This is a genomic window from Syntrophobotulus glycolicus DSM 8271, from assembly GCF_000190635.1.
Lineage (GTDB): Bacteria > Bacillota > Desulfitobacteriia > Desulfitobacteriales > Syntrophobotulaceae > Syntrophobotulus > Syntrophobotulus glycolicus.
Genome location: NC_015172.1, coordinates 456,034 through 474,770 on the forward strand (window position 1 = coordinate 456,034; position 18,737 = coordinate 474,770).

An 18,737-nucleotide genomic window follows, 5' to 3' on the forward strand; every position below is an offset into this window, starting at 1 on the left:
TCCACAAGGAAGGGTTAAAGAGAGTAAACTAAATGAATAAAATAAAGGAGACATCTTTATCATAAAATATTAATATTCCAAATACAATTCAAAATAATAACCAAAATAACCAAGAACGACCATAAAACATAAATCTATCTTGCAATATTGTTATATTCTTAGCCGGACCTTATAAAAATTCTTTGAGTTTTAACTATGATAGTTTAACATTTTTGTTTATTGAAGAAAGATTGATAAAAAAATAAAACTGCAAAGAAAAATCCTTGAAAGTGAGAGAACAAAAAGAAAAACTGGACAAGTGAAGCCGGATGCAGATACTGCATCCGGCTTCACTTGGAATAAAACTTAAATCAAACGATATTTCAACTCGTCCTCTGAAAAGGTCCCTTCAAATTTCTTATCATCAATGACTTTATTAATTACCGCCGAGTCAGTAATAAAACAGCCATTTTCACATTCGCCAAATCCTTCATGCTTAACATGAAGCGTATAGCTGCCGCACTCCGGGCAAAGATATCTTCTGATTCTGATTTCCGGATCATTTTCCAATTTTTGCCATAATGCCATATTACAATCCTCTCCCAGTTGTTTTTTTTTCATTATACGCTTGTCGCAGAATATAGGCAAGAAAAGAGAAGACTGGAAAACCACCTCAAAGATAAGATCAATGTAAAAATAGGATGTATTTTTATTGCCTTTCTGAGAAAAATAAAATCAGGGAAAAAGGAATTGCCCATCGCAATCCTCCCAAAGGATGCCGCTCTGTTGCGGTTTAGCCCGGTAAAGAAATAACCTTTGCCGGGTATTTAAAATTGATCCGATAGTTTACAAAAGTATGTTATGATAAAGAAAACATCCTATTGCATTTAGAGAGGGAGTGTTGGAATTGACTTCATTGGAACAGGAAAAAAATAACTTTTTGCAGCTTAGGAAGATTGCTGTTGTAGGGGCTTCAAATAACAGGGGAAAGTATGGCAATATTGTTTTTCGAAAATTAAAGGATAAAGGATATGAGGTATATGGCTTAAATCCTCATACAGATACGATTGAAGGGGATAAATGCTACCATAACTTCTGTGACCTCCCCTCCAATGTTGAGGGAGCGGTTTTCGTTGTCCCTCCTGAGGCGACACAAGAAGCTGTCAAAAAGGCCTATGAATCTGGAATCAGATCGTTTTGGATGCAGCCCGGAGCCGAAGAAAATCAGGCGATAAACTTTTGCAGTCAAAATGGGGCCAGCTGTATCAGCGGAAGCTGTATTCTAGTTGCCCTGAATAAATAAATTACTTTTGACTATTTCTTTTAAAAAATGGCAATAAATATGAATGATTGTGAAAATGAGGCTAATCATTAATTGGAGTGAATAAGATTTGAGACTAATCCGTGCACTTGTCAGTTGGTCAGCTTCCATAACTTTTGCCGTAATCATCGCTTTTGCCCTAATCATCTTTGTATTTCAACCAACGACGGTTGTAGGAAGTTCAATGGAATCAACGTTACATAATGGGGATTTGCTGATTATGAACAAATTTAGCCATACAATGGGAATCATCCCCCAATATGGTGATATTGTTATGCTTGACAGCAATATTGATGAACCTCGGGGAATGAAAGAAGATATTCAAGATGTATTCTTTAATAATGTGCTTAGTTTGATGATCACAAACAAAAAGAATGATGCATTTTGGGTAAAAAGAGTCATCGGCAAACCTGGTGATGTTATTGAAATTAAAGATGGCAGGGTGATTAGGAATAACATAATCATAGAAGAACCTTATCTGAAAGAACAAATGATTAAAGCAAAAGATCAAAAAATTATTGTCCCTGATAAAAATGTCTTTGTCATGGGGGATAACAGAAACAATAGTAAGGACAGCAGGATAATCGGCTGCATACCGATAGATCACATATTGGGAAAATATGCATTCAAACTTTAAAAAATATTTCAGCGAATACAGAATTTCAAGGAAAAATATATTATAATAAGGAGCATCTATAGCGGCAGAGGAGAAAACAAATGCTTCAAATGCTTAAAAATAATCAGAAGAAATTAGAATGGATAGGTTTTATTCTTTGTATGGTGATTGCGACATACAGGCCGGTCTGGGGTTTCTTTCTGGGGATTGCTTATGTCGTCGTAGTTTCTATTTATCGGGTTGTGGGAAGAAGAAAAGGCCTTTCTCAAACGAGTGAGGAAATAGAGAGTATCCAGCCTGTCGCCAAGAAAAGTATTCCGGTAAAAAAGAAAAAGAAAAAGAATCCAAGAAAATAACCGGCATTGATCAAATATTCGCTGTGAATAATGTAGGAAAGAAGGCTTAAGAATTGCTCGAAGAAAATAAAATCGCGGTAACTCCGGAAAAAATGGGATCGATTCTTTTTGATTTGGCCTTTTCAAGAACGGAAGAGTTTGTTTCTGATAAGGATATGCTCAATGAATTGGGACTGGGAAGGACCATGGTCAGTCAATTGAACGTGGAAATGATCATTACCAGCATGTTTCTGATTATTAAGCAAGTTACCAAGTGGGAATCAAATGAAGAGATTTATGGTCAAGTGCTTGATCATATGCATTTTCTTCTTTTTCATCAGCTTAAAACAAATCAATTTTATAACGATAAAGAAATTGAAACATTTCACAATTACATGTTTTACAGGTATTCCGAATACGGTGACAATATTGAAAAAGCCGGTCCAAAATGGATGATTGAACTAGCAAGAGCTGTTCTGGCCAATATGAACAGTCAGGTTGAATTTGACCAGATGGGGGTATTTATGTTTTCCGAGCAGCTTTCGGCACATTATCAGACGACGGCTCTTTTTCTTGACAGGTATGAGATCTAAAAGGAGTAAGGAATAGTGATCAACCCTTCTTTATGATTCCCGTCATATCCTAGAAGGATATTCCAATTGATTTCTCCAAAGTTTGAATAGAATTCCTTGTATCTTTGTCTTATCTGAAAAATTTGATCAAACATTTCACGCAAATGTATAAAATTTATATTTTTAAGCAAGATAAAGTATTGAAATACTTTTTCAATCTAAGGAGGATTCTATCATGAATATTTGGCAGAGGATAGCATTGGTTCTGGTCATCATAGGAGCACTGAACTGGGGTATGATCGGGATATTCGGTATTGACTTCATATCCGCCATATTTGGAGGAATGTACTCTGTTGCGTCACGAATAATCTTTACATTGGTTGGGATTTGCGGCCTATATTTAATTTCCCTCTTCTTCTTGACAGAAAGGGAAGGCGATACGGAAAGCAGAATGCATCCTGTTTCTTAGTTCGCCAAGAACAAAAGATCAAGACAGCTTAAAAATTTCATCATGAAATCCAAAAAAAAGGGGCCATTTATCGTGGTCCCTTTTTCAGCTTGCTTTTTATCCTCCGAGGGTAATATCCTGAGAATTATACCAATCAATTGCTTGATAGAAATGTTCCGGGCGGAAATCCGGCCGGTAGTGTCAATGATCTTTCGCAAATTTCTGCTTGGCAGGTTGTTTTCTATTTTGACCCCAGAGCAAGACTTGATATGGGGGTGCTGGATGCTACCCTTAAGATCGGGATGGGGCTTACTCCAAAAGAAGACATCATTTGAGCCACATCCCGCGACCCATTGAAGCATCCGGCGCAGGGTCCCATGTCAAGTCTACCCCAGAGATGATTTGTTTTTATCCGACCACAAGATTGTTGTCTTTATTCATTTCCTCCAGATGTTTCATACTCATATACATCTTGGTTCCCCAGGTTTTACTTGCTACATGCCTAAGCCGGGCGCAAACCAGCATCAGTGCCGAGTTGCCGTCTGGGAAGGCCCCCACAACACGGGTTCTGCGTCTGATCTCCCGATTCAGTCTTTCAATAACATTATTGCTCCGGAGTTTTGACCAGTGCACCTGCGGGAAATCCATGTAAGTCAGGGTTTCCTGGATACTGTCTTCAATCTTCTTGGCTGCTTCTTTCAGCTTCATGTCCCGCAGTTTATTAACGACAGCAACTGCTTTTTCTTTGGCTGCTGCTTTGTCTTCTTGGGCATGGATTGCCTTGAGCATAGCCGCGACTTCTTTCATCTTCGAACGCGGTGTAACGGAGAATACATTTCGGTAAAAATGTACGCTGCAGCGCTGAAATTTGGCGTTAGGGAAGGTTTCATTGACGGCTTCCATCAGCCCCAGGCATTTGTCCCCGATGAATAGCTGCGTTCCAGTGAGTCCTCGTTCTTTTAAGCTTTTCAGGAATTCCTGCCAACTTGCTTTGTCTTCTTTCATGCCTTCGCCGGCGCCGATGACTTCTCTGTATCCGTCTTCGTTAACGGCCATGGCAATAAGTATTGCCACGTTCTCATATTCGCCGCCCCAGTTTCGTTTGAGGTAAATTCCGTCGACGTATACATACGGATATTTGCTCTGCAGAGGTCGGCTGCGCCAAGTATCGATGTGTCCGTATACTTTTTTGTTCAGATTGCTCACGGTCCCGGCCGACACTTTGGTTCCCCATAACGCTTCGGTGATGTCCTCTACCCGGCGAACCGAAACACCGGCTAAGTACATTTCGATCAGGGCTTCTTCCACGGAGCTTTCCCGCCGCCGATAGCGTTCGATGATGGCTGTTTCAAAAGCTACGCCTTTTAGCTTCGGCACTTTTAGCTTCACCTCTCCAGAAGTGGTGATCAGGTTTCTCTGATAGTGGCCAGACCTGTATCCTTTTCGTTCTTCCGAACGTTCATACCGCCCGGCCTCAATCAGCGCGGCGGCTTCCTGGTCGAGCAAGTCGTTCAATGTTTCTTCCACACTATGGCGTACTAATTCCTTCAATTCCTGCTTTATTGCACCTTCGTTTAAGTGTATAATTTTCTCAGACATATTCGCAATTCCTCCTTGGTAGATTTGGTGTGGTAACTTTATCTTACCAAGCAGTTGCGTTTATGTCTTTATTCATAAACACTCATTTTCAATTTGCGAAATTAATTATACCTTATCATCCGGCCAGTAGTCGTCCAGGATGAAGAAATCTGCATAAACAGATTGAGCAGGCAGAAAACCGCTTAAGCGGCGGCGGCCTCCCCAGCGGATGACCAGATCGATACGGGAGATATCATTGGACTTCAGGCCGCTGATAATGCCTGATTCCTGAGCTGAATCCCGGAGTAAATTCGCTAAGTCCCATTCCCATCCGTAATTGACGAGAAAATTTACTTTCATTCCTCCCTGACCGAAAATTTTCCTTTCGGTCAAAGGCATAAGCTCCCGGGGGAACATCTTCGATTCAGTATTGCCAATGACCAGTAAAGAAACGTCCTCGTCGGCAATACAGTGAATGGCTTCGATGCATGCTTGCTGAAAGGCTTTGGTCTGATTTGCCGGTCTTTTCGTATTATCCACAGTAAAACCATAAAATGTAAGCTCTTTAACGCCAAGCTTTTGGGAAAGGCGCAGGAGCTCCAGGCCAGGATGTAAACCATAGGCATAGCCCTTCTCCTTAGAAAGCCCTTTACCCTGAGCCCATCGCCTGTTGCCGTCCGGGATTATCCCAATATGGTTAGGAATTCTCATGATGGTTATCTCCTTGAAGTTGTTTGACCTGAATATATTATTGGCAGCTTATGTCTATTAAATTCTCCAGTCATGAAATAAAAAGAAAACCCCTTTTTCAGAGGCTTTCTTTCCCAAACAATCGATCGCTTTTCCATCACTATTTTAGAAAATCCCTGGCTAAGGCTTCAAAGGCGGGCAAAGAATCCTGGATAGTTTTGAGGCTTACACAATAAGAAAGCCGGAAATAGCCGGGACAATAAAAGCCTGTCCCGGGAACAATAAGGATATTATATTTAAGAGCATGGTTTTTAAATTCAATATCATTTTCGATAAAAGATTTAGGGAACAAATAGAAAGCTCCCTGGGGTTTGACACATTCATACCCCATAGATATGAGCTGATGATAAAGAAGATCACGACGCTCACGGTAAATCTCAATATCGACAGCTTCATCCAAGGATTCAGCAATCACTTTTTGAAAAAGAGCCGGAGCATTCACATAGCCCAGAGTACGGTTACAATAAATTAAGCCGTTCATAAGCAGATCGATATCGGCAATCCCAGGATTGGCCGCAATATAGCCGATCCTCTCTCCCGGTATGGAAAGCGATTTACTGAAAGAGTCAACCATAATGGAGTTTCTGAATATTTTCAGGACACTGGGCAGCTCATCATGATCATAGACCAGTTTTCGGTAAGGTTCATCGGAGATGACATAAATGACCGTATGGAATTCTTTTTCTTTGAGTTCAAGTAACTCATCCAACTTTATCAGGATATCCTCCTGATAAAGCACTCCGGTCGGATTATTGGGAGAGTTGATGATGATCGCTTTGGTTTTGGAAGTTATGGCGGCTTCGATTGCTTCAAGGTCAGGCTGAAAAGAGTCTTTTTTGGTTGGAACCACAACTCCGATCCCCTGATGATTATCAATGTAAGTCAGATACTCCACAAAAAACGGGGAAAGGACGACCACCTCTTCGCCTGGGTTAAGCAAGGTTTTCAGGATAACATTTAAGGCCCCGCCGGCGCCGCAAGTCATCACAATATGTTGACCGCTAAGGGTTACACCGGCTGTTTCCTGCAGTGAGGAAGCAATCTTTGCCCGGACATCGGGATAACCGGCGTTTGGCATATATCCGTGGAGACGGGGGGGATCTTCCAAAATAATTTGCTTTAAAGCGCTTTTTACTTTAACTGGCGGTTCAGGATCAGGATTCCCAAGAGAAAAGTCGAAAACATGTTCAGGACCGTAAATTTTGCGCAGCTTTTCTCCTTCTTCAAACATAGCCCTGATCCAAGAAGACTTGCCCAGATTTGTGATAATCTTTTCTGAGAACATGAAAACACTCCCTTTTAAGATACAATCAGAGATAGCTTGGTGTCTTCATCATTATATCATTATATTAATGTGTTATTTCTAATTACGATCATTTTATTTTTACCCACTAAAATGATTTGAATTTGACGTATATACAAGGTAGGAGAAATAAAGAAAAATGTCTGAGTCAGAAAATCAACTGAGCTGGAAAACAATAAAAACAGAAACACAGGCAAAGGAAGATTTTATTCGGGAATCTCAGCCCTTTATTCGTCATGTGGCCGGCCAGGCTGTTCAGCGTCTCCTGGAATGGGGAAGAGATGAAGAACTGTCCGAAGCTCTCTTGGCTTTTAATGAAGCAATAAACCACTTTGATGAAGAGCGAAATGTCCCATTTTTGGCCTATGCCAGGGTTGTGATCAAGAGACGCCTGATTGATTTTTACCGCAGGGAGAAAAAAAAAAGCACGTTGTCTTTGGATGAAGGGGAGTGCGGTCGAGGTGCCGAGATTCATTATAGTTTAAGTGAATTTAGCGAACAGGAGCAAAACAAAGAAAGGGCACTGGAGATTCAGGAATTTGCCACCAGACTTGCAGAATATCAATTAAGCTTTAATGATTTAGCGGAGAATTGTCCCAAACATCAGGATTCTCGCTGCACGCTGCTCGAAGTGGCCCAATCACTTGCGAAGGATCAGGAAATGTGGCAGCACGTCATCAAAAAGAAAAGGATTCCCATGCAGGCTCTGAATATCAAAACCCAAGTGCATCTTAAGGTGCTTGAGCGGAGAAGAAAATATATCTTGGCAGTTGCTCTGCTGATTGCCAATGAACATGATTTTATTTACTTGCGGGAATACGTCATGCCAAAGGAAAGGAAGGGATAAAGATGAATCAATTCAAAGCTGTGGTTTTGCAAAAAGAAGGCCGATTCATTACCATTCTTTTGGCTGACGGCTCATTCAGAAAAATTTATTACCGGGAGCCCGTGGAAATCGGCGTGGAGATAACTGTTGATCCGACCAAAGGACTGTCCTTATTGAGCAAGCTTACTCCTCCCCGCTGGAAGAAAATGATCAGTATTGCCGCTATATTCTTATTGGTTTTTCTCGGGGTCACAGGCTGGAACCTTTATGAGGCGTCAATAGTGAAAGCAATGATCTCAATTGATGCCCAATCAAGTATTCAGCTCATGATTAATGGTCAGGGAAAAGTACTTGATGTTCAAACATTGAATGAAGAAGCCGTCAATCTGCTTGGGGAAAGGCCCCTTACAGGCTTACCCTGGCAGGAAGCGGTCTCCAATATTATGGAAAGATCCGTTGATTTTGAATACTTAAAGGAGGATGATCCTCTGGTTCTTCTCGGATATTTCCAGATGACAGCACAGAATGAGCAGACAAATGGGATTACTTCTGAAAAATTGGCTCAGGAGGTAACGGATAATATCGTCAAGCATGGCATTAATGCGCATGTTTTGGCTTATGATATGACTTCTGATGAACAAACAAAAGCGGCACAGGAGGGACTTACTCTCGGTGAATATGCCTTATTAAACACCGCGAATAAGGCCGGAATCCCGGTCCGTTCGGGTGAAATCAAAGAAAGCGCCGTCCGCAGTGAAGTTTTTAAGGAACAGGCCGTTCAAGAACAGATAAAGAGGGACAGCGGCCTGGGGGTAGTAAGTACCAAGGTTCAAATAAGTGATCGGCAGAACGGGGAAAAAAGCAGGACGAACACACAGTCCCAAAATCAGGGACAGGGAAAAGGCAAGACAAATAACCAGTTCAAAGCTCAGGAGTGGGGAAAAAACAGGAAGAATAATCAGGCTGAAGACCAGGAGCGGGGAAGAAGCAAAACAAACAACCGGCCTAAAAATCAGGAACAGGGCAAAAACAAGACGGATAAGCAGTTTAATGCTCAGGATGGAGGAAAAAACATGAGGAACAATCAATCCAAAGATCAGAAAAAATACAGATAAAGAGAGAAGACCCCCTAAAAACCGGATTTTCATTCGAAATAAGAAATAGAACCTGCACAACAGGTGGGAAAAATTAGGAAAAATGGAGTGGGGAAAAGAGAATGAGAAAGATATTGATCACACTGGCTCTAATGACAGCAATGGCAGTTCAACCAATGATGGCCTATGCCCAGACAACATCCGACAGTACGGCAGCGACCGGTACGACGACCACGGACAGTGAACAGACGACAGTGACCGATGAGAATGGAGAAGAAGTGGATCCAGGGACCCTTCCTGATTCTCCGTTCTATTGGCTCACAGATTTCATTGAAAAGCTGCAAGTCGCTTTGGCCCTTGACCCTGTAAAAAAGGCCGAATATGAAAAAGGACAGGCCTTAAAAAAATTGGCAGCTGCCCATCAAATGTGTGAGAAAGGAAATAATGAGCTGGCGGAAAAGTGCTTAAATCAATACTATGGCAAGCTTGAAAAAGCCAAGCAATTCCTTTCTTCTGTAGAGGACCCTGATTCTGAGGAAAGGCAGAAGCTGATTCAAGCAATGGAAAATACAAATGCGGAAAATATTGAAACACTGGGAGCCCTGTTAGAGAAACTGCCACCCCAAGCTTCAGCCAGAGTGGCCTTGAATATCGTTCGTACGATGGAAAAATCAGTTGACCAATTAACAGCTGAGCAGCAGGAGAATATTGAAAAACAAGTAGAGAACGCTGCAAAAAGAATTGAAAAACAGCAGTTAAAAGAAGAAACCAAAAAGGCGATGAATGAATTCAGAGAATCCTTGAATGTGAAGAAAAATGAGTTGAACGCAGAAGAACAAAAAGCAGAGAAGCAAAAAGTGTCTGTTCAGAATAAAGATAAGGACAAAAACAAAGATAAAAACAAGGCTGCGGAAAAGAAGAAAATGAAAGATAAGAAGATCAGAAAGGATCAGAATACTACCGTCATTAACAAAAATGATCATAAAGAAAAAGGAATACCCGAGACAAAAAATTATCCGAATTCTTGGCTCTAGGCAAGTATTCGGTTCAAAATAAAGGGCTGCCGTACAAACCTCGTTTAGTACGGCAGCCTTTTTATCATTCATTTTAGACCAAAATAGGATGATGAAGGGACCTCATTTTTCTTCTGACCGGAGAACAGATTTTGCTTTGTTGATCACATCAATTAAAGAATCGGCAGTTTTGACCACAATAGCATCCTTTTTGATGATACCCTGAGAATACTTTTCCTGAAAAGTATATTGGACCTTCAGGGCTTTGTATTCTAAATCGCTGATCAGATCCTGGGTGTTCTTTTCAACCTTTTCCTGAGCATTGCTTATTTTATCCAGGGCTTGATCTTTAGTTTTGTCATAAATATCTTTTGATTTAGATTCAATGAAGTCCAAACGTTCATCAATAACTGCTTCCATGTCATTGATCCTGGCATTTACATCACTTTTAATTTCGTTAATTCCCTCGGTTGTTTCTGACTTGACAATGCTTGCCAATTCGGCCAGCTTATTTCTGATTTTTGAAAGGTGTTCTTTTTCCATAATAATCAACCTCCTTTCGATCTTAGGTATATTATGAATAGTAAATAATGATTTGACAAGTATGATTATGGCTAAAAGGTTTTAAACTTTATTTCTTATACTTTGTTAGGGGAAAGGCGAGAAAGACTGGTAATTGAACAAATATTATTTTATAATAACTTTAAAGAAGGAGGTATATTATGGCAAGCTTATTTACAGAGAATTTATTAGTGAATGTAAAAACGATTGATGATCAGCACAGGAAACTTTTTGAGGCAGTTGAGGAATTTCATACTTCATGTAAAAGCGCCAAAGGAAAGGAACAAATCCCTGCTTTATTTGACTTTTTGGCAGGTTATACCATAAATCACTTTAAAAATGAAGAAAACTATATGGACAAGTTTTCTTATCCGGAAGTGGCTGATCATAAAAAACAACATAAGGATTTTATTGATAAAATTACTTCCCTAGAATCTACGGTTAAAGACGGCCAAGTTCCATTACCTACATTAATTGAGATTAATGGTTTCCTGACAAAGTGGTTGATTAACCATATTTCCAAAACGGATAAGAAGCTCGGGGCTTTTTTAAAGGATAAAGTCTGATACATCTTATATTCTGATTTGGCTTGATGAGCCAGATATTTTAGTTCAGGAGCACACTCAACAACATTGAGCGTGCTCCTGATTTTTATAGAAAAATTTCCCTGATTAAGTCACGCAATAGAAAAAGTAACATAATATAGGGATGTAACGAATTCCAAATATTACCACAAAGGAGAGGTGAAGGTAATCATGGCAATAGGTGGAGTTTCTGAAGGTGCTTTCGGCGGAAGCAAATGCTTCTGCGGAATCGCTATCGTAGTTGTAATCATTCTGCTCTTAATTGCATTGGGTATTGTTTTCTAATAGATGTGTAATGTTTGATCATATGAATTGCTTACCTTAGAAAGGGGGTCTACTCATGTATCGTGCCGGTGGTTTTTGCGGAGTCCCTGCTCCCACTCCTGCTCTTTTACCTGTTCAAACAGGAGGTGTCGGTGCTGGCGCTGGTGCTGCCATTATTGCAATTGCAATTTTGATTTTAATCGCGCTTGCAGTAATTTTCTAAATCATATTGACGGAAAGATTATTCGTTTAAATTTCGATCAATCATTCAGCTGAAAAAATAAAAAAAGCTTTGTCCTGATTAATTTAGGGCAAAGCTTTTTAATTAAAAATCAGCAATTTATCCGGAGATATCTTGATCCGCCAGGGTAGAGGCTTACTTTTCAGGTTTTGCCAGGTCGTCTCAGGCAATTCCCAAAACAGATTGTAATCGTCTTTATCTGCGGGCTTTTTGCCGATAGAGAGGTAGATTGTAACTTTAAACGGACTTTCAATGATCGTGCTGGGCCAACATTCAAAGACATTGTCGTCGTCAGAAAAATCATCATGGTGACTTTCTGCGGCTTCTCTTAGATGATAAGCCTGAATCCCTGCGTAATTAAAATTCAGAGGCAAGTTTTTTTTGACCCTGAGGGTGATTCCCCAGTCGGAAGCCAAACATTCATGGTCGGAGAGATATTCGGCCCGGGAGATGTTTTTACACCCGGTCAATTGCGCAACATTTAATGTAGGAGGATTCTGAAACAATTGGTTATTTTCACCGGACGCCTCGATTTCACCGTCCTTAAGCACCAGCATTTTAGGGCATATCCGGTAAGCCTCATCCATATTGTGAGTGACGAACAAGGTAACACCAGAGTAGGCGGCCAGTGTATCCATGAGCTGCCGGCCAAGATGGTTCCGGAGGTGATCATCCAACGCCGAGAAAGGTTCGTCCAGCAGCAAGACCTCCGGTTCGATGGCTAAAGCTCTGGCCAGAGCCGTTCTTTGCTGCTGGCCCCCCGAAAGCTGAGAGGGATATCTTTTTTCCAGTCCTTCAAGTTTGATGATCTGTAAGATATTTTTCACCCTGGAAAGCCGTTGCTCTCTAGGCAGTTGCCCAAGAGCAAAGCCAATGTTTTCCTCGACAGTCATATGGGGAAAAAGGGCGTAGTTTTGAAAAAGATAACCCACTTTGCGCAGTCTGCTCGGCACATTGATTCCCTCTGCGGAATCAAACAAGGTACGCCCGTTAAGAATGATTCTGCCTTTATCAGGTGTCTCGATACCTGCGATACACCTCAGAGTCATACTTTTACCGGAACCCGAGACACCCAACAAGCCTGTAATCTCTGTATCAGTAGTAAAATTGACATTAAGGGTAAAATCAGAAAGGGTTTTACAGATATCTACGTGCAATTCCATATTATTTCCTCTTAGCTGCAGGGATCAGCCTTTTCTGGTATTCAGTCCAATAATTCATTAAAGTCATGACAAACAGCGAAACAGCAAAGATCAGGATAACCCAGACAAGGGCCTTAGTCATTTCGCCGCCTTCAGCCTCAAAGAAGATGGCAACAGGTATGGTCTGTGTTTTGCCCGGTATATTTCCGGCGACCATCAGGGTAGCTCCAAACTCGCCGAGCGAGCGGGCAAAGGCCAGGACAGTGCCCGCAGCGATTCCCGGCCAGGAGAGAGGAACGGCTATCCGCCAGAAAATTTTCCATTCGGTCAGGCCAAGTGTGCGGGCAGCATGCAGCAAGTTTTCGTCAATTAGTTCAAATGCGCCGCGCGCTGTCTTATACATGAGAGGGAAGGATACGACTGCAGCCGCGATGACAGCTGCAGTCCAGGAAAAAATAATTTGAATGTCCAGAGCACGGAGAAGATCGCCGAAGGGGCCCTTTTTGCCTAAGAGCACCAAAAGGAAGAAACCGACAACAGTCGGGGGCAGGACCATGGGCAAAGTAAGGACACTATCAATGAGACCTTTGAACTTTCCCTTATTTCTTGCCACGAACCACGCTGCGGCAATACCCAGAAAAAAGGTCAGAAAAGTCGCGGTAAATGCAGTTCTGGCTGATATCCACAGGGGGGACAAATCAAATTCCACAGTGATCACTCCAAATATGAATAAAGCAGGCTGTTTTGATTATTTTACCCAAAAACTGGTGAATGAGGACAGTTTATTATTCCGTAATAAAGGTAAAACCGTATTTTTCAAATACAGCTTTCGTTTTATCGCTGTAAAGATAATTAATGAAATCCTTGGCGGCATCAACATTTTTACTGGCTTTAATGACTGCCGCGGGATATAGGATAGGCTTATGAGAATCTTCAGGGGCGACAACCGCTACTTCCGCTTTTTCTGATGCTTTGGCATCTGTAGCATAGACAAAGCCCGCATCGGCATTTCCAGTCTCAACCCAAGTCAGGACTTCTTTTACGTCCTTGGCATAGACAATCTTATTTTTCAAAGAATCAAGAAGGTTCAGCTTTGTTAAAGTTTCTTCCGCGTATTGGCCGGCGGGAACACTTTTTGGTTCGCCCAAAGCTATCCGCTTAATTTTTTCATCGGCAAGGCCATTGATACTCGATATGGGGTCAGAGCCTTTGGGTGTTACAAGCACCAATTGGTTGGCAAGAAAATTTTTCCTTGTTTCATCTAACAGAAGACCTTTGTCGGCCAGAGCATCCATCTGTTTAGTAGCGGCCGAAACGAAAACATCCACATCAGCCCCGTTCTCAATTTGCTGCTGCAGAGCCCCGGATCCGCCAAAACTATAATTAATCGTGATAGTTGATTTTTCCTGAGCGTAATTGGTCTGGATTTCTTCCATAGCGTCCTTGAGGCTCGCGGCCGCGGAGACAGTTAACGTTACCGGTGCCGCTTGCTGATCGGCAGTTTTGGTACAGCCTGTAGCAGACAGAATCAAAAGAAGAGCGATAATCAGTCCCAAAAATGATTTTTTGTTTTTCATTATGTAACCTCCCTTGTTTATTAAAAAGCCTGAAATATATAAAATGATGAAATCATAACACTTGATCCGGGATGTTACAATCTCATCATTGAGTATTTGAAAGATTTTATTAATAAAGACATGATAAAACAAGGCGAAAAGCGTTTAAACATCAAATTAAGACTTATTTTCACTTTGTTTTGTAATGTTATAATACGTTTAAATTATAAATCCTCCTTATCACAAAATCAATAACAAGATAAGTGATTTAGAGCAATTATCTTGTATATTTTTCAAAATTTTAAAATAAATCATACTTCAGAATTTCTATTTATTCATGTCGTGTATTATAATTGAGATATCTTTTAAATGTATAATATAGGTAAGAAATCAGGTGAACAATGTGGATGATTCAGCCTTGACTCCCCAGGAAGTCGCGGATATCTTAAAAATAGCTAAAAATACAGTATATGAATTGATTAAAAGAGAGGAACTCAATTCCTATCGCGTTGGCAAAAAAGTCAGGGTTGATATGAGTGATGTCCTGGCTTATAAAAATCGTACAAAAAGCAGGAAAGAGACCGTTGGGTCAAAATTACCTTTGTCACAGGAAAATCAGAGAAAAAACGGTTTTGTCTTATGCGGGCAGGATGTTATTCTTGATATCTTGTCAAGATATCTCGAGCTTCATCCCCATGGAATACAGACATTCCGATCCTATGTAGGCAGTTATGGGGGTTTATATGCCTTATATCAGGGCAGTGTACAGCTTGCCACGGCCCATTTGTGGGACGGAGACACCGGTGAATATAATATCCCCTTTGTACGGAGAATGCTGCCCGGCATTCCCGCAGCAGTTATCCATCTCGCATGTCGGCAGCAGGGGTTCTATGTTGTCAAAGGTAACCTTAAGTCAGTAAAAGGATGGGAAGACCTGAAACGCGAGGATTTAACAATTGTAAACCGTGAAAAAGGAAGCGGAACCAGAATTCTTTTGGATGAACACCTGAGGATACTGGGGATCGATTCTGCAAAAATAAAAGGCTACGGGAACGAATGCACGACCCATCTGGCAGTGGCCAGTGCGGTAGCGCGGGGGACGGCCGATTTGGGCTTGGGAAATGAAAAATCGGCCGGTCAGGTGAAGGATATAGATTTTATTCCGATGCAAACAGAAAAATACGAGCTAGTCATGAAAAAAGAGGATATGAACAAGCCCCCTTTCCAGGCTGTACTTGAAATCTTGCGTTCGCCCGAATTCAGAATGGAGATAGAGGGAATAGGGGGCTATGATTTAAAAGACATGGGAAAAATAAGACAATAGTTTCAGGAATTATTCAGGAAGCTATCAGCGATAATTCAGAATGAGGAGTTATCATATAAGTAATGTATTTCTTTTTTCTTTACCCCTTTTTTATTACCCGGAATAAGCTCCGGGTATTTTTTTATGGAGAATCCTTTCGGCAGTGGCCATTTTTCTCTTCCTTGCTTTAACATAACCTACTCTTTGATACTATGATAAGTAAGGGGGTAGAAATGCTCATAAAGAAAAGTCCATTGGACAAAGATGATCTGTGTCTGTTTTTTAACGAATCAATGGTTAAAATCATTCAGAATATTGAAGCCAGAAACGGAAGATTAAAAGCTTTTGATCTTAGCTTTAATTTTGAAAAATCAAGGTTTACCCTGACAGAGAAGGACATAAGAGCATATAGAACAAGATATAAAGATTAAAGTAACCAGTTTCCTACTCAATCACGAATATCCGGCATCCGAAAAAGTTATTTGCTGCCTGCGCTTAGAAAGAGTGTAGGTTTTTTGTTGCGAGGATCAGTCGTCAAAATGAATTGAGATCTGATGAGATCAAGATTATAGTTTGCATAATTTGCCAAAAATTAGGTCTCCTGTATTTCTCAGGAGACTTTTTAGAATTTCTGACGGCGATAATAAAATAAGATCTTTTTTCTGCTTCAACTATAGCTTTCAATAGATGCTTGCACCGCAAATACCGTACATGATTTTCATTTCTTACATATGATCTTGAAAAAAAATTAATACCCCCATCCGGGACCATAATTGCCTGGACCATACCCGCCCGGACCGAAGCCCCCAGGACCAAAACCTCCGCCCCAGCCGCCCCAGCCACAGGCAAAGAAGAAAAAGATGATGATAATGATGATCCACCACCACCAGCCTCCGCCCCAGCCCCAGTCACCAAATCCGTCGTAGTAGCCGGTTCCGCCGAAACCTCCGAAATTACCTCCCGCTCCACCGAAGAGAGCCATGACATATCCTCCTTTCGATTAAAAGGTGATTAAAGCTATCATTATTTTATGAAAAAAATTGGGAAAAGTTTCCTCTGAATCATTAGGAAGTGACAGAACCTGCACAAAGGGTTAAGGTCACTTTTGTAGAACTCTATACATAAAGGAATGTATTTCAAATAAAAACCGTGAAGAAAGGGAAAGTTCAAAGCCGACGATATCACCGGATCGATGATTCCAGTTGACGGAGGTTATTCATGCAGCAAGGAATAACGGGAATCCGTTTTTAAGGCGAGAAGTAAATCTTTACGGATGATTAGGATTGCTACAGTTGGCTGTTAAAATTTTGAGAGGAATCAAAAATGAAGTCTTATTTAAAATATACGATTGCAGAAGAACATCAAGGCCTGACAGTTGAGGAGTACTTGAAAAAGGCGTTGCAGATCTCAGGCAGAAAGATTCAGAAATTAACCAGATTAACAGGGATACTCCTTAATGGAAAGAAAGTGTTCCTGCAGAAAAAGCTTCGAGCAGGGGACCTGCTCAGTGTTTTAAGCCTGCAGGACCGCTCTTACGGGGTTAATCCCGAAGCCGGAGCAATAGATATCCTCTACGAAGATGAATCCCTTATTGTTTTGAATAAACCCGCCGGTTTGCTGGTACATCCGGCAGGGATGACCACAAGCGGCACCCTGGCCAATTATCTTGCAGATTATTTTCGACAGCTTGGAGTGATTTGTACGATTCGGCCATTACACCGCCTGGATCGGGATACTTCGGGATGTCTTGTTTTTGCCAAGGGACCGGTTGTTCAGAGCAAAATGGAAGACCTGTTGGCAGCAGGAAAAATCAAACGTACTTATCTGGCGCTGGCGGAAGGGCTGATCATCCCTGCGGAAGGCACGATTAGCGCTCCTATTGCTTCAGATCCGGCAAAGCCCAACCGGCGCATGGTCAGTGAAAAAGGTTCTCAGGCAATCACACACTATCGTAAGCTGAAAACTTTTGGCCAAAACTCTCTTGTCGAACTGAATTTGGAGACCGGAAGGACCCATCAGATCAGGGTCCATTTAGCCTATCTTGGTCATCCGATCCTCGGGGACAGGATGTACGGAAGAAAGTCTCCCCTGATTTCAAGACAAGCCCTCCATGCGGTAAAGATAAGCTTTCAGCATCCTGTTAAAGAGACGGAAATTTGTCTTGAGGCAAAACTGCCCGGGGATTTTTTAAAGTGTCTGGAAATGAGTTAACGCTTATCGTTATTTTATCAGCCCCAGCAGGTACCCGTAACCCTCCCGTTCCATGTCCTTTTTGGGAACAAACCGCAAAGAGGCGCTGTTGATGCAATAGCGCAGACCACCGGATTCCCTTGGGCCGTCCTGAAACAGATGTCCGAGATGGGCGTCCCCCACACGGCTGCGAACCTCAGTTCTTATCATGCCATGGGAACGGTCCGGCTTTTCACGAATGACATTAGGATCAATCGGAGCGGAAAAGCTTGGCCATCCGCAGCCGGACTGAAATTTATCCGACGAAACAAAAAGTGGTTCGCCTGTGGTAATATCGACATATATGCCGGGTTCAAAATGATCGAAGTATTCATTGCGAAACGGCGATTCAGTGGCACTGTTTTGCGTCACCTCATATTGAGTTTTGGTCAGGGACTGATGCAAAAGTTCGGTATCCGAAAGATAATAGCTGGCAGGGTTTACCATCGCCTGAGCGGCTTTTCTGAACTTATCGGGTGCAATATGGCAGTACCCGCCCGGATTTTTATCGAGGTATTTTTGATGGTATTCTTCCGCGGGGTAAAAGTTGTCCAAAGGTTTTACCTCGATAGCAAGGGGAGTATCGTATCGTTTCTGCAGCTTTAGAATTGAGCGTTCGATCAGCGGACGGTCTTGTTCATCCACATAATAAATCCCGGTTCGGTATTGGACGCCCCGATCTCCACCCTGCCGGTTTACCGAGGTTGGGTCAACCGCCTCAAAATAGAGTTCCAAAAGAAATTCAAGCGGTAAAATTTCGGGATCATAATGCACATAAACTGTCTCTGCATGGCCGGTATGATCATGACAGACCTCTTCATAAGAAGGGTGTTCGGTATGCCCGTTTGCATAGCCCGTCTGTGTAGAAATGACACCGCGAACAGACGCAAGATATTTCTCCATCCCCCAAAAGCAGCCGCCGGCGAGATAAAGATCAGACATGCTTATTCCTCCCAATTCGCTGTTTTTACTATTCTATCATGTGCAATTTTGTAACAGGTATCCCCGATTTTGCATGAAGG

24 protein-coding genes are annotated in these 18,737 nt (G+C 41.7%); 14 read left to right on the forward strand and 10 right to left on the reverse strand.

Going from position 1 to position 18,737, the window contains the following annotated elements; translation table 11 throughout:
- Positions 1-345: 345 nt before the first annotated feature.
- On the reverse strand, positions 346-567 hold the full coding sequence (locus tag SGLY_RS02350) for a hypothetical protein (protein ID WP_013623689.1): 222 nt from the start codon (positions 565-567) through the stop codon (positions 346-348).
- Between the two features lie 319 nt (positions 568-886).
- Between SGLY_RS02350 and SGLY_RS02360 the strand changes: the two genes are divergently transcribed.
- From SGLY_RS02360 to SGLY_RS18035, 6 genes are all read left to right on the forward strand, one after another.
- Positions 887-1,282 (forward strand): CoA-binding protein, encoded by a 396-nt coding sequence (locus SGLY_RS02360; RefSeq protein ID WP_169312003.1) that lies wholly within the window; start codon positions 887-889, stop codon positions 1,280-1,282.
- 88 nt (positions 1,283-1,370) lie between these two features.
- Entirely contained in the window at positions 1,371-1,937 is a 567-nt protein-coding gene (lepB, locus tag SGLY_RS02365) for a signal peptidase I (RefSeq protein ID WP_013623691.1), read from the forward strand.
- Positions 1,938-2,017: 80 nt separating this feature from the next.
- Positions 2,018-2,272 (forward strand): hypothetical protein, encoded by a 255-nt coding sequence (locus SGLY_RS02370; protein WP_013623692.1) that lies wholly within the window; start codon positions 2,018-2,020, stop codon positions 2,270-2,272.
- 53 nt (positions 2,273-2,325) lie between these two features.
- Positions 2,326-2,844: a hypothetical protein gene (locus SGLY_RS02375; protein WP_013623693.1), complete on the forward strand. Its 519-nt coding sequence runs from the start codon at positions 2,326-2,328 to the stop codon at positions 2,842-2,844.
- Positions 2,845-3,058: 214 nt separating this feature from the next.
- A complete protein-coding gene (locus tag SGLY_RS02380) occupies positions 3,059-3,292 on the forward strand; it encodes a DUF378 domain-containing protein (RefSeq protein WP_013623694.1) in 234 nt (77 codons plus the stop codon).
- A 137-nt stretch (positions 3,293-3,429) separates the two neighbouring features.
- Entirely contained in the window at positions 3,430-3,606 is a 177-nt protein-coding gene (locus tag SGLY_RS18035; RefSeq protein ID WP_169312004.1) for a hypothetical protein, read from the forward strand.
- A 73-nt stretch (positions 3,607-3,679) separates the two neighbouring features.
- On the opposite strand, the gene SGLY_RS02390 is transcribed toward SGLY_RS18035, so the two are convergent.
- The 3 genes from SGLY_RS02390 to SGLY_RS02400 form a co-directional block, all read right to left on the reverse strand.
- Positions 3,680-4,870: an IS256 family transposase gene (locus tag SGLY_RS02390; RefSeq protein WP_013623695.1), complete on the reverse strand. Its 1,191-nt coding sequence runs from the start codon at positions 4,868-4,870 to the stop codon at positions 3,680-3,682.
- 105 nt (positions 4,871-4,975) lie between these two features.
- Complete coding sequence (locus SGLY_RS02395; protein WP_013623696.1) at positions 4,976-5,560, reverse strand: undecaprenyl diphosphate synthase family protein; 585 nt, start codon at positions 5,558-5,560, stop codon at positions 4,976-4,978.
- Positions 5,561-5,699: 139 nt separating this feature from the next.
- Positions 5,700-6,884, reverse strand: a complete 1,185-nt coding sequence (locus SGLY_RS02400) for a pyridoxal phosphate-dependent aminotransferase (RefSeq protein ID WP_013623697.1) — start codon at positions 6,882-6,884, stop codon at positions 5,700-5,702.
- A gap of 157 nt (positions 6,885-7,041) precedes the next feature.
- Between SGLY_RS02400 and sigI the strand changes: the two genes are divergently transcribed.
- The 3 genes from sigI (at position 7,042) to SGLY_RS16935 (ending at position 9,856) form a co-directional block, all read left to right on the forward strand.
- The gene (sigI, locus tag SGLY_RS02405; RefSeq protein ID WP_013623698.1) at positions 7,042-7,749 is read left to right on the forward strand and encodes an RNA polymerase sigma-I factor; all 708 of its coding nucleotides are present in this window, start codon (positions 7,042-7,044) and stop codon (positions 7,747-7,749) included.
- A 2-nt stretch (positions 7,750-7,751) separates the two neighbouring features.
- Positions 7,752-8,843: an anti-sigma-I factor RsgI family protein gene (locus SGLY_RS02410; RefSeq protein WP_013623699.1), complete on the forward strand. Its 1,092-nt coding sequence runs from the start codon at positions 7,752-7,754 to the stop codon at positions 8,841-8,843.
- Positions 8,844-8,944: 101 nt separating this feature from the next.
- On the forward strand, positions 8,945-9,856 hold the full coding sequence (locus SGLY_RS16935) for a DUF5667 domain-containing protein (RefSeq protein WP_013623700.1): 912 nt from the start codon (positions 8,945-8,947) through the stop codon (positions 9,854-9,856).
- Positions 9,857-9,958: 102 nt separating this feature from the next.
- On the opposite strand, the gene SGLY_RS02420 is transcribed toward SGLY_RS16935, so the two are convergent.
- A complete protein-coding gene (locus SGLY_RS02420; protein WP_013623701.1) occupies positions 9,959-10,378 on the reverse strand; it encodes a hypothetical protein in 420 nt (139 codons plus the stop codon).
- A gap of 179 nt (positions 10,379-10,557) precedes the next feature.
- Here SGLY_RS02420 and SGLY_RS02425 point away from each other — a divergent pair, with 179 nt between their 5' ends.
- Complete coding sequence (locus tag SGLY_RS02425; RefSeq protein WP_013623702.1) at positions 10,558-10,962, forward strand: bacteriohemerythrin; 405 nt, start codon at positions 10,558-10,560, stop codon at positions 10,960-10,962.
- Between the two features lie 358 nt (positions 10,963-11,320).
- Entirely contained in the window at positions 11,321-11,467 is a 147-nt protein-coding gene (locus SGLY_RS18040; protein ID WP_013623703.1) for a hypothetical protein, read from the forward strand.
- A gap of 98 nt (positions 11,468-11,565) precedes the next feature.
- Here SGLY_RS18040 and SGLY_RS02430 read toward each other — a convergent pair whose 3' ends face one another.
- From SGLY_RS02430 to modA, 3 genes are all read right to left on the reverse strand, one after another.
- Positions 11,566-12,648 (reverse strand): sulfate/molybdate ABC transporter ATP-binding protein, encoded by a 1,083-nt coding sequence (locus tag SGLY_RS02430; protein WP_013623704.1) that lies wholly within the window; start codon positions 12,646-12,648, stop codon positions 11,566-11,568.
- Between the two features lies 1 nt (position 12,649).
- Positions 12,650-13,336, reverse strand: a complete 687-nt coding sequence (gene modB, locus SGLY_RS02435; protein ID WP_013623705.1) for a molybdate ABC transporter permease subunit — start codon at positions 13,334-13,336, stop codon at positions 12,650-12,652.
- 76 nt (positions 13,337-13,412) lie between these two features.
- Positions 13,413-14,204 (reverse strand): molybdate ABC transporter substrate-binding protein, encoded by a 792-nt coding sequence (modA, locus tag SGLY_RS02440; protein WP_013623706.1) that lies wholly within the window; start codon positions 14,202-14,204, stop codon positions 13,413-13,415.
- A 382-nt stretch (positions 14,205-14,586) separates the two neighbouring features.
- On the opposite strand from modA, the gene SGLY_RS02445 reads away from it, so the two are divergent.
- Together SGLY_RS02445 and SGLY_RS02450 are read left to right on the forward strand one after the other, a co-directional pair.
- Positions 14,587-15,507 (forward strand): helix-turn-helix transcriptional regulator, encoded by a 921-nt coding sequence (locus SGLY_RS02445; protein ID WP_013623707.1) that lies wholly within the window; start codon positions 14,587-14,589, stop codon positions 15,505-15,507.
- A 212-nt stretch (positions 15,508-15,719) separates the two neighbouring features.
- Positions 15,720-15,917 (forward strand): hypothetical protein, encoded by a 198-nt coding sequence (locus tag SGLY_RS02450; protein WP_013623708.1) that lies wholly within the window; start codon positions 15,720-15,722, stop codon positions 15,915-15,917.
- A gap of 317 nt (positions 15,918-16,234) precedes the next feature.
- Here SGLY_RS02450 and SGLY_RS02455 read toward each other — a convergent pair whose 3' ends face one another.
- Entirely contained in the window at positions 16,235-16,468 is a 234-nt protein-coding gene (locus tag SGLY_RS02455; protein ID WP_013623709.1) for a hypothetical protein, read from the reverse strand.
- Positions 16,469-16,809: 341 nt separating this feature from the next.
- On the opposite strand from SGLY_RS02455, the gene SGLY_RS02460 reads away from it, so the two are divergent.
- Positions 16,810-17,697: an RluA family pseudouridine synthase gene (locus tag SGLY_RS02460; RefSeq protein WP_013623710.1), complete on the forward strand. Its 888-nt coding sequence runs from the start codon at positions 16,810-16,812 to the stop codon at positions 17,695-17,697.
- 9 nt (positions 17,698-17,706) lie between these two features.
- Here the strand turns inward: SGLY_RS02460 and msrB are convergent, their stop codons facing one another.
- Positions 17,707-18,657 carry a peptide-methionine (R)-S-oxide reductase MsrB gene (gene msrB / locus SGLY_RS02465; protein ID WP_013623711.1) on the reverse strand — a complete coding sequence of 317 codons (951 nt, stop codon included), beginning with the start codon at positions 18,655-18,657 and terminating at the stop codon, positions 17,707-17,709.
- Positions 18,658-18,737 lie beyond the last annotated feature (80 nt).

Coding starts and splice junctions, on each gene's coding strand:
- SGLY_RS02395 (WP_013623696.1), bottom strand. CDS start 5,560: ATGAGAATTCCTAACCATATTGGGATAATCCCGGACGGCAACAGGCGA.
- msrB (WP_013623711.1), bottom strand. CDS start 18,657: ATGTCTGATCTTTATCTCGCCGGCGGCTGCTTTTGGGGGATGGAGAAA.
- sigI (WP_013623698.1), top strand. CDS start 7,042: ATGTCTGAGTCAGAAAATCAACTGAGCTGGAAAACAATAAAAACAGAA.
- SGLY_RS02390 (WP_013623695.1), bottom strand. CDS start 4,870: ATGTCTGAGAAAATTATACACTTAAACGAAGGTGCAATAAAGCAGGAA.
- SGLY_RS16935 (WP_013623700.1), top strand. CDS start 8,945: ATGAGAAAGATATTGATCACACTGGCTCTAATGACAGCAATGGCAGTT.
- SGLY_RS02350 (WP_013623689.1), bottom strand. CDS start 567: ATGGCATTATGGCAAAAATTGGAAAATGATCCGGAAATCAGAATCAGA.
- modA (WP_013623706.1), bottom strand. CDS start 14,204: ATGAAAAACAAAAAATCATTTTTGGGACTGATTATCGCTCTTCTTTTG.
- SGLY_RS02370 (WP_013623692.1), top strand. CDS start 2,018: ATGCTTCAAATGCTTAAAAATAATCAGAAGAAATTAGAATGGATAGGT.
- SGLY_RS02400 (WP_013623697.1), bottom strand. CDS start 6,884: ATGTTCTCAGAAAAGATTATCACAAATCTGGGCAAGTCTTCTTGGATC.
- SGLY_RS02450 (WP_013623708.1), top strand. CDS start 15,720: ATGCTCATAAAGAAAAGTCCATTGGACAAAGATGATCTGTGTCTGTTT.
- SGLY_RS02460 (WP_013623710.1), top strand. CDS start 16,810: ATGAAGTCTTATTTAAAATATACGATTGCAGAAGAACATCAAGGCCTG.
- SGLY_RS02455 (WP_013623709.1), bottom strand. CDS start 16,468: ATGGCTCTCTTCGGTGGAGCGGGAGGTAATTTCGGAGGTTTCGGCGGA.
- SGLY_RS18040 (WP_013623703.1), top strand. CDS start 11,321: ATGTATCGTGCCGGTGGTTTTTGCGGAGTCCCTGCTCCCACTCCTGCT.
- SGLY_RS02410 (WP_013623699.1), top strand. CDS start 7,752: ATGAATCAATTCAAAGCTGTGGTTTTGCAAAAAGAAGGCCGATTCATT.
- SGLY_RS02425 (WP_013623702.1), top strand. CDS start 10,558: ATGGCAAGCTTATTTACAGAGAATTTATTAGTGAATGTAAAAACGATT.
- SGLY_RS02380 (WP_013623694.1), top strand. CDS start 3,059: ATGAATATTTGGCAGAGGATAGCATTGGTTCTGGTCATCATAGGAGCA.
- SGLY_RS02430 (WP_013623704.1), bottom strand. CDS start 12,648: ATGGAATTGCACGTAGATATCTGTAAAACCCTTTCTGATTTTACCCTT.
- SGLY_RS02420 (WP_013623701.1), bottom strand. CDS start 10,378: ATGGAAAAAGAACACCTTTCAAAAATCAGAAATAAGCTGGCCGAATTG.